This window comes from Streptomyces sp. NPDC058671 (assembly GCF_042716475.1).
In the GTDB taxonomy this organism is placed as follows: Bacteria; Actinomycetota; Actinomycetes; order Streptomycetales; family Streptomycetaceae; genus Streptomyces.
In genome coordinates this window covers 1-7,932 of record NZ_JBHXSA010000056.1, presented here as the reverse complement: position 1 = coordinate 7,932, position 7,932 = coordinate 1, and the positions used below count along the sequence as shown (strand labels likewise).

8 protein-coding genes are annotated in these 7,932 nt (G+C 72.9%); 6 read left to right on the top strand and 2 right to left on the bottom strand.

Annotation, left to right across the window (positions count from 1 at the left end):
* Positions 1-83 precede the first annotated feature (83 nt).
* On the bottom strand, positions 84-2,249 hold the full coding sequence (locus ACFWV2_RS32900; RefSeq protein ID WP_384411053.1) for a protein kinase: 2,166 nt from the start codon (positions 2,247-2,249) through the stop codon (positions 84-86).
* Between the two features lie 157 nt (positions 2,250-2,406).
* Between ACFWV2_RS32900 and ACFWV2_RS32895 the strand changes: the two genes are divergently transcribed.
* The 5 genes from ACFWV2_RS32895 (at position 2,407) to proC (ending at position 5,863) form a co-directional block, all read left to right on the top strand.
* On the top strand, positions 2,407-2,706 hold the full coding sequence (locus ACFWV2_RS32895; RefSeq protein WP_384411050.1) for an SH3 domain-containing protein: 300 nt from the start codon (positions 2,407-2,409) through the stop codon (positions 2,704-2,706).
* Positions 2,707-2,741: 35 nt separating this feature from the next.
* A complete protein-coding gene (locus ACFWV2_RS32890) occupies positions 2,742-3,257 on the top strand; it encodes a hypothetical protein (protein ID WP_384411047.1) in 516 nt (171 codons plus the stop codon).
* A 144-nt stretch (positions 3,258-3,401) separates the two neighbouring features.
* Positions 3,402-4,235: an ABC transporter ATP-binding protein gene (locus tag ACFWV2_RS32885; RefSeq protein WP_384411044.1), complete on the top strand. Its 834-nt coding sequence runs from the start codon at positions 3,402-3,404 to the stop codon at positions 4,233-4,235.
* Positions 4,232-4,969, top strand: coding sequence for an ABC transporter permease (locus ACFWV2_RS32880; protein WP_384411041.1), 738 nt, complete (start codon positions 4,232-4,234; stop codon positions 4,967-4,969). Before ACFWV2_RS32885 ends, ACFWV2_RS32880 begins: the two co-directional genes overlap by 4 nt.
* Before the next feature lie 84 nt (positions 4,970-5,053).
* Positions 5,054-5,863 carry a pyrroline-5-carboxylate reductase gene (gene proC, locus ACFWV2_RS32875; protein WP_189803333.1) on the top strand — a complete coding sequence of 270 codons (810 nt, stop codon included), beginning with the start codon at positions 5,054-5,056 and terminating at the stop codon, positions 5,861-5,863.
* A 22-nt stretch (positions 5,864-5,885) separates the two neighbouring features.
* On the opposite strand, the gene ACFWV2_RS32870 is transcribed toward proC, so the two are convergent.
* Positions 5,886-6,482, bottom strand: a complete 597-nt coding sequence (locus ACFWV2_RS32870; RefSeq protein WP_384411037.1) for a cysteine hydrolase family protein — start codon at positions 6,480-6,482, stop codon at positions 5,886-5,888.
* 45 nt (positions 6,483-6,527) lie between these two features.
* Between ACFWV2_RS32870 and ACFWV2_RS32865 the strand changes: the two genes are divergently transcribed.
* Positions 6,528-7,565: a GlxA family transcriptional regulator gene (locus tag ACFWV2_RS32865; RefSeq protein WP_384411035.1), complete on the top strand. Its 1,038-nt coding sequence runs from the start codon at positions 6,528-6,530 to the stop codon at positions 7,563-7,565.
* The last annotated feature ends 367 nt before the right edge of the window (positions 7,566-7,932 follow it).

The window sequence follows — 7,932 nt, the reverse complement described above, 5'->3', positions numbered from 1 at the left end:
GGGAGCGGCCTTCGTGCCGCTCCCCGCCGCCGCGGCGTCTCCCCCGTACGGATACGGGCTACGCGCCCGCGTGGATCAGTGGATCACCAGGACGCGGGGTCGCGCGCGTCCACCGCGAAGACGGAACCGTCCGGCGCCGTCCCGAACACCCGGTCCCCGGCGACCAGCGGCGCCGGCACCAGGGACGCGTACCCGAGGCGACCGTTGAGCAGCCGCGGCCGGGTCTGCCCGACGAGGGCACCGCGCACGGTGTCGACGGCGAGCAGCCGCCCGTCCTGGACGGAGAAGTAGAGCCGGTCGCCGGGGCCCATGACGGGCTCGGACACGTTCCCGGCGCCCGTCTCCAGCTCCCACAGCACCCGTCCCTTCGGGGCCGAGGTGTCGAAGGCGGTGAGGTGTCCGTCCGCGTCGAGCAGGTGGACGACGGCGCCGCGCACCGCGACGCCCCGGACGTCGATCCGGTGGGGTAGCGGGAGCCGTCGTACGGCGCCGTCGTCCGGGCCGGGAAGGACGAGGGCGTCGAGCAGCATCCCCTGGTAGCGGGAGCCGAGGAGCAGCGTTCCGTCGCCGGTGCGGCCGAGCGGATCGAGGTCACCGTCCAGGTCCCGCTGCCGGACCAACCCACCGGTCCGGGGGTCGATCTCACCGACCCGCGTGCGCGTTCCGTCGGCCGAGGTCTCGGCCACGGGGAGCAGCCCGGACGGGGCGTCGTACGGTCCCGGGAGCGGGACCCCGAATCCGGGAAGGCCGTGCCGCCAGAGCTCCTTGCCGGTGCGGCTGTCGACGGCCCGGAGCCCTCCCCGCCCGTCGGCGAGGACGACGGCGGTGCCGGCCGGCCGGTACAGCTCGGGGAGCTCGGCCGTGGTGGCCGTCCAGCGGGGGGAGCCGTCGGCCGCCGCGTACGCCCGTGGCGGTCCCGTCGGGGCGGCGGCGCCGATCAGACCGTCCGCGAGGAGGAAGGGAACGAGGGGGGTCTCCGCCTTCACGGGCGCCGTCCGCGACCAGAGCACGCGGCCCGTCACGGGGTCGAGGCGGGCGAGGTCGACGCCCCGGGCCGAGCAGTACAGCGCGCCTCCGACGTGGCCGCACGCGGGCGCGACCGTCGGGCCGTGCTTCTGGAGCGTGGTCTGCCACCCGGTGAAGGCGGTGGCCACCTCGGCCGGTCGGGCGGGGGACTCGGGCGGGACGGGCGCGGTGGGGCTCAGGGCCGCGTACAGACCCGCCCCGGTCAGCGCGAGCGCGGCGGCGACGGCGATCGGCAGCCGGGGCCGGCCCGGACGCGGACCCCGGCGACGCGGAGGAACGGCTGGGGCACGTACCGGCGTGTCGGCGTCCCACGCGGGCGCGTGGCCCGACGCGCGGTCGTCGCCGCCCGGAAGGGCGGGCCGCCGGCGCTGCGCCGGTATGAACGCCTCCGCCGCGTACGAGGGCGGCAGCAGCGCCGCCATGATCTGGGCCGGAGTGGGCCGGTCGGTGGCCTCCTTGGCGAGGCAGCGGGCGACGAGCGGCGCCAGTTCCGCGGGCACCCCCGTCAGATCCGGCTCGTCGTGGACGACCTGGTACGCCACGATGTACGGGCTGTCGGAGTCGAAGGGCCCGTGCCCGGTCGCCGCGTGCACGAGGACGGAGCCGAGGGCGAAGACGTCCGCGGCGGGCCCGACCTCGCGGGGCCGCTGGAACTGCTCGGGCGCCATGAAGGGCGGTGAGCCGATGAGTTTGCCGGTCTCGGTGTGCAGATCGCTGTCTACGGGCCGGGAGATGCCGAAGTCGATGACCTTGGGGCCGGTGTCGGTCAGCAGGACGTTGCTGGGCTTGAGGTCGCGGTGGACGACACCGGCGCGGTGGATGTCGCGCAGGGCCTCGGCGAGCCCGGCGGTAAGCCGGCGCAGCTCGGCCGGGGCCAGTGGGCCGTTCCGCTTCACCTGGTCGGCGAGCGTCGGCCCGGGGACGTAGAGGGTGGCCATCCAGGGGCGCGGGGCATCGGGGTCGGCGTCGACGACGGGCGCCGTGAAGGCCCCGCTGACCCGGCGGGCGGCGGCGACCTCCTGGCGGAAACGCGCCCTGAACTCCGGGTCCTCCGCGTACCGTGCGTGCACGACCTTGACCGCGAGCCGCAGCCCGGACGCCGAGGACGCGAGGTGGACGACGCCCATGCCGCCGGCGCCCAGACGTGCCTGGAGACGGTAGCCGCCCGCGTACTCGGGCCCCTCCGCTTCCCGGTCGGCACCGGTACCGCGCAACGGCGGCATCGCCCACCCCCGTGTGATTCCGCGTCACCTCGCGCGTACGTGCGCGACCCGACGGAGCCTAGTCCATGGCACCCCCGATGTCGGTGGGGCTTGCTAGCCTGCGCGTCGCGGAGAGTGAAACTCTGTGGAGCGCTTTTGCGCCAAGGGGGAGGACTGCATGGGTACGGACGAGAAGAACGCCGCGGGCGACACCGTGACCGCACTGACCACGAAGCGCTACGCGGTCGCGCCGGGCTACCGGGTCAACGTGCGCTCGGGCCCGAGCACCCAGTACCCGATCGTCCGGGCGCTGCCCCTGGACGCCACGGTGGCGATCTCCTGCCAGAAGAACGGCGAATGGATCAGCGGCCCCTACGGCACCACCCGCATCTGGGACGCCATAGCCCCGGGCGAGTACATCTCCGACGCGTACGTGCGTACGGGCAGCGACGGCTTCGTCGCACCGCGCTGCGCCTGAGGTCCTCCTCCGTCGCCCCGGGGATAATCGACCTCGTGAGCGACGACGAGCAGCCCCCCGGCACGACCGGCGGCACCCCCACCGGTCCCCAGCCCGAGGAGATCCGTTTCTTCGGCACGACCTGGGTCGACCACGGCGGCCACTACGCGCTGCGCCGCGCTGGCCTGGCCCTCGGCTCGCTCGCCGCCGCCGTCGCGGCCTGCCTCGTCCTGCGCTTCGCCTACGACGGGCTGCAGATCGCCGACGTCGGCGGCATCGTCAACATGCTGGTCGTCGTCATGTTCGCGGCCTGCAGCGCCATCGCCTTCCGCAAGACATGGGAGGGCTTCCTCCGCCGGCCCGCCGACCCGGGCCGCGAGGAGTCCCTGCGCAGCCTCAAGGCCATCGGCTTCATCGGCTCGCTCCTCGCGTACTCCGTCCGCTGCCTGGTCGAGGCCCCCGGCGAGAAGCTGCGCCGCGCGGAGTACGAGAAGGCCCGCGAGCAGTTCGAGAAGCGCCGCGGCACCCGCACGGGCAACCCGGCCGCCCGCAGGAAGCCCAAGCGCCGCTGAGTCACCGCCCGCTCCTCGGGTTGTGGGCGTCTGTTCCGCAGGAGCGGAGCGGGCGGGCATGACCACCCCGGGCCCGCAGCCGACCCCATCTCCCTTCTCCCGGACGCTTGACCCCTCCACACCCCCAGGCGCAATATTCATCACGTGATGAATTACCTGGCGGGTGTGCCCGCCGACCCCTGCCCCGCCACGTCCCCCGACCCCGCAGCCGTCACCGCCCACCACCTCACCGCCGCCCGAGGCTCCCGCACCGTCCTGCGCGGCCTCGACTTCACCGTCCCCGCCGGCCGCGTCACCGGCCTCCTCGGCCCCTCAGGCTGCGGCAAATCCACCCTCATGCGCGCCATCGTCGGCACCCAGGCCAAGGTCCACGGCACCCTTCAGGTCCTCGGCCGACCCGCCGGCGACCCCACCCTCCGCTCCCGCATCGGCTACGTCACCCAGGCCCCCTCCGTCTACGACGACCTCACCGTCCGCCAGAACCTCGACTACTTCGCCGCCGTACTGCTCCCCGGCCGCGCCCACCGCGACGAACGCCGCACAGGCGTCGACCGGGCCCTCGACGACGTCGACCTCACCCGGCACGCGGACGCCCTCGCCGGCCGGCTCTCCGGCGGCCAGCGCAGCCGGGTCTCCCTCGCCGTCGCCCTCCTCGGCACCCCGGAACTCCTCGTCCTCGACGAACCCACCGTCGGCCTCGACCCCGTCCTCCGCCGTGACCTGTGGAACCTCTTCCACCAGATCGCCGCCGACTGCGGCACCACCCTCCTCATCTCCTCGCACGTCATGGACGAGGCCGAACGCTGCCACCGCCTCCTCCTCATGCGCGAGGGCGAGATCCTCGCCGACGACACCCCCGAAGCCCTCCGCCGCCGCAACGACACCGCCACCGTCGAAGAGGCCTTCCTCCACCTCGTCGACGCCGCCGCCACCCGAGCGGCGCACCCCCGAACCTCCCGAGAGGACATCCGGCCATGAGCAGCGCCCGCACCCTCGCCACCGCCGCCCGCGTCCTGCGTCAGCTGCGCCACGACCCGCGCTCGATCGCCCTGATGCTCCTCGTGCCCTGCGTCATGCTCTTCCTGCTCCGCCACGTCTTCGACGCGAGCCCCGGCACCTTCGACACCATCGGGGCCTCACTGCTCGGCATCTTCCCGCTCATCACGATGTTCCTGGTCACCTCCATCGCCACCCTCCGCGAACGCACCTCGGGAACCCTGGAACGCCTCCTCGCCATGCCCCTCGGCAAAGCCGACCTCATCGCCGGCTACGCCCTCGCCTTCGGACTCCTCGCCGTCGTCCAGTCCACCCTCGCCACCGGCCTCGCCGTCCGGTTCCTCGGCCTCGACGTCATCGGCTCCCCCTGGCTCCTCCTCCTGGTGGCCCTCCTCGACGCCCTCCTCGGCACCGCCCTCGGCCTCTTCGTCTCCGCCTTCGCCGCCTCCGAGTTCCAGGCCGTCCAGTTCATGCCGGCGGTGATCTTCCCCCAACTGCTGCTCTGCGGCCTCTTCACCCCACGCGACCAGATGGCCCCCGCCCTCGAAGCGATCTCCGACGTCCTCCCGATGTCGTACGCCGTCGACGGCATGAACCAGGTCCTCCACCACCCCGACATCACCGGCGACTTCGTCCGCGACGCCCTCGTCGTCGGAGGCTGCGCGCTCCTCGTCCTCGCCCTCGGCGCGGCCACCCTCCGCCGTCGCACCGCGTGACCGCCCCTCGGACACCCGCACACCACCCGGTCCGCCGGTGCGAGGATGACGACACGTACCCCCTCCGGCGAGGTGAGCAGAGCCATGACCCAGACCGTCGCAGTCCTCGGCACCGGCAAGATCGGTGAAGCCCTCCTCAGCGGCATGATCCGCGCGGGCTGGCGCCCCGCGAACCTCCTGGTCACCGCCCGCCGCGCCGAACGCGCCGAGGAGCTCCGCACCCGCTACGGCGTCGAGACCGTCACCAACGCCGAGGCCGCCAAGCGCGCCGACACCCTCATCCTGGCCGTCAAGCCCCAGGACATGGGGCGCCTCCTCGACGAACTCGCCCCCCACGTGGCCGCCGACCGCCTGGTCATCAGCGCCGCCGCCGGTATCCCCACGTCCTTCATCGAGGACCGCCTCACCACCGGCACCCCCGTCGTCCGCGTCATGCCCAACACCCCCGTCCTCGTCGACGAGGGGATGTCCGTCATCTCGGCCGGCAGCCACGCCACCCCCGAGCACCTCGCCCACACCGAGGAGATCTTCGGCGGCGTCGGCAAGACCCTCCGCGTCCCCGAGTCCCAGCAGGACGCCGCCACCGCCCTCTCCGGCTCGGGCCCCGCCTACTTCTACTTCCTGGTCGAGGCCATGACCGACGCCGGCATCCTCCTCGGCCTGCCCCGCGCCCAGGCCCACGACCTCATCGTCCAGGCCGCCATCGGCGCCGCCGTGATGCTCCGCGACAGCGGCGAACACCCGGTCAAGCTCCGCGAAGCCGTCACCTCCCCGGCCGGCACCACCATCAGCGCCATCCGCGAGCTCGAGAACCACGGCGTCCGCGCCGCCCTCATCGCCGCCCTCGAAGCCGCCCGCGACCGCAGCCGCGAACTCGCCTCCGGCAACAGCTGACACCCGGCCCGCCCCGCCGGGGTCACCGGACCCCGGCGGACGCCCCCTTCACGACCTCCTCCGTCGACACGACCTTCGCGAACCCGCCACCGTGCAGGGACACGGCCGTCGCCTGCGCCAGCTCGTCCGCGCTCCGCGACCACCCGAACGGACCCTCCAGGTCGAAGGTGTGCATCGCGTCCAACGGGAACACCACGTCGTACCCGAGGTTCCCGCCCATCCGGGCCGTCGTCTCGTTGCACATGTTCGTCTGGATCCCGACGATCACGATCTGCGCGATGTCCTGCCCGCGCAGCCACCCGTCCAGCGCCGGCTCCCCGTAGAAGGCCGAGTTCACGCTCTTCGTCACGAGCAGCTCCGGCCCCCCGCCCTTCCCGCGCCGCTCCTCGACGAAGTCCTTGAACGCGTTCCCCGCGTACCCCGTCCGCAGCGGCGAACGAGAACCCTCCGGCGAGTCGTGCCGCACGAAGACGACCGGCCGCCCCGTCTCCTGCCACAGGTCGATCAGAGCCGCGATGTTCTCCTCAGCGGCCGGATTGTTCCGCTTCCCCCAGAACTCCTCCTCGAAGCCCTTCTGTACGTCGACGACTACCAGCGCTGCGTTCTGTGCGATCTCCATACCCACGATCCTCCTCCCGGCCCGACCGCTCTCCCAGCGGAACGAATGACAGCGACCGATGGTTTACTGCCATACGTGCCACCCACCCCCACGCCACGCCCCCAGCGCGTCGCCCTCCTCGCCTTCCCCGGCGTCCGCGCGTTCGACATCTCGGTCATCACCGAGGTCTGGGGCAGCGACCGCACCCTCCGAGGCGTCCCGCCCTTCGAACTCCGCAGGACCGCCCCCGACCCGCACACCCCCCTCCCCGTGCGCGGCGGCCTCACCCTCACCCCCGACCGCCCCCTCAGCTGGCTCGACGACCTCACCCCCACCGACCTGGTCCTCGTCCCCGGCATCGAGGACCCCGACGCCGACCTCCCGTCCCCCGTCCTCGACGCCCTCCGGCGCGCCCACACCGCCGGCGTCCCGGTCGCGTCGCTCTGCGCCGGCGCCTTCGTCCTCGCCCGCGCCGGACTCCTCGACGGCCGCCGCGCCGTCACCCACTGGCAGCTCGCCGGCACCCTGGCCGCCCGCCACCCGAACATCCAGGTCGAACCCGACGCCCTCTTCGTCGAGGACACCGGCGTCTGGACCTCGGCCGGCACCGCCGCGGGCATCGACCTCTGCCTCCACCTCGTCCGCACCGCCCACGGAGCCGAGGCCGCCGCTGCCATCGCCCGCGCGATGGTCACCGCCCCCTTCCGTACGGGCACCCAGGCCCAGTTCATCGAGCACCCCACCCCCCGTGCCGACCGCGACGCCGACGCCCTCGCCGCCGTCCGTGCCCACGCCCTCGCCCACCTGGACGAGCCCCACACCGTCGCGTCCCTCGCCGCCCGAGCCGGGATGTCCCCCCGCTCCTTCGCCCGCCACTTCCAGGCCACCACCGGGACCACCCCCCTGAACTGGCTCATCGGCCGGCGCGTCGCCGCAGCCCAGAAACTCCTCGAACTCACCGACCACCCCCTCCCCGAGGTGGCCCGCCGCGCGGGCTTCGGCAGCGAGGTCACGATGCGCCAGCACTTCGCCTCGCACCTCGCCACCAGCCCCCGCGACTACCGCAACGCGTTCCGCCAGAGACCGGGGTTGACACGCGATTGACCGATCCGTAAGGTTCTCCGAGTTGTCCGACGTGAGCACCGACCCCGGTCGGCCCCGGACAGCCATCCCGCAAGACCCACAGAAGCTGACGGTGCTTTGCCGTGCCGTTCTGCTTTCCGTGTGTTTTTGCGAAATGAGGAATCCGCGTTCGAAACCTGGACGCAGCCGCCCGATTAGCGTCGGAGGCAGGAAATCCGCTAAAGTCTCACTCGTCGGAACGGCCCAACAGCCGGAAAGACAACTCCCGCTGACCGGGAATCAGACGCCGAAAGGATCTGATAGAGTCGGAAACGCAAGACCGAAGGGAAGCCCGGAGGAAAGCCCGAGAGGGTGAGTACAAAGGAAGCGTCCGTTCCTTGAGAACTCA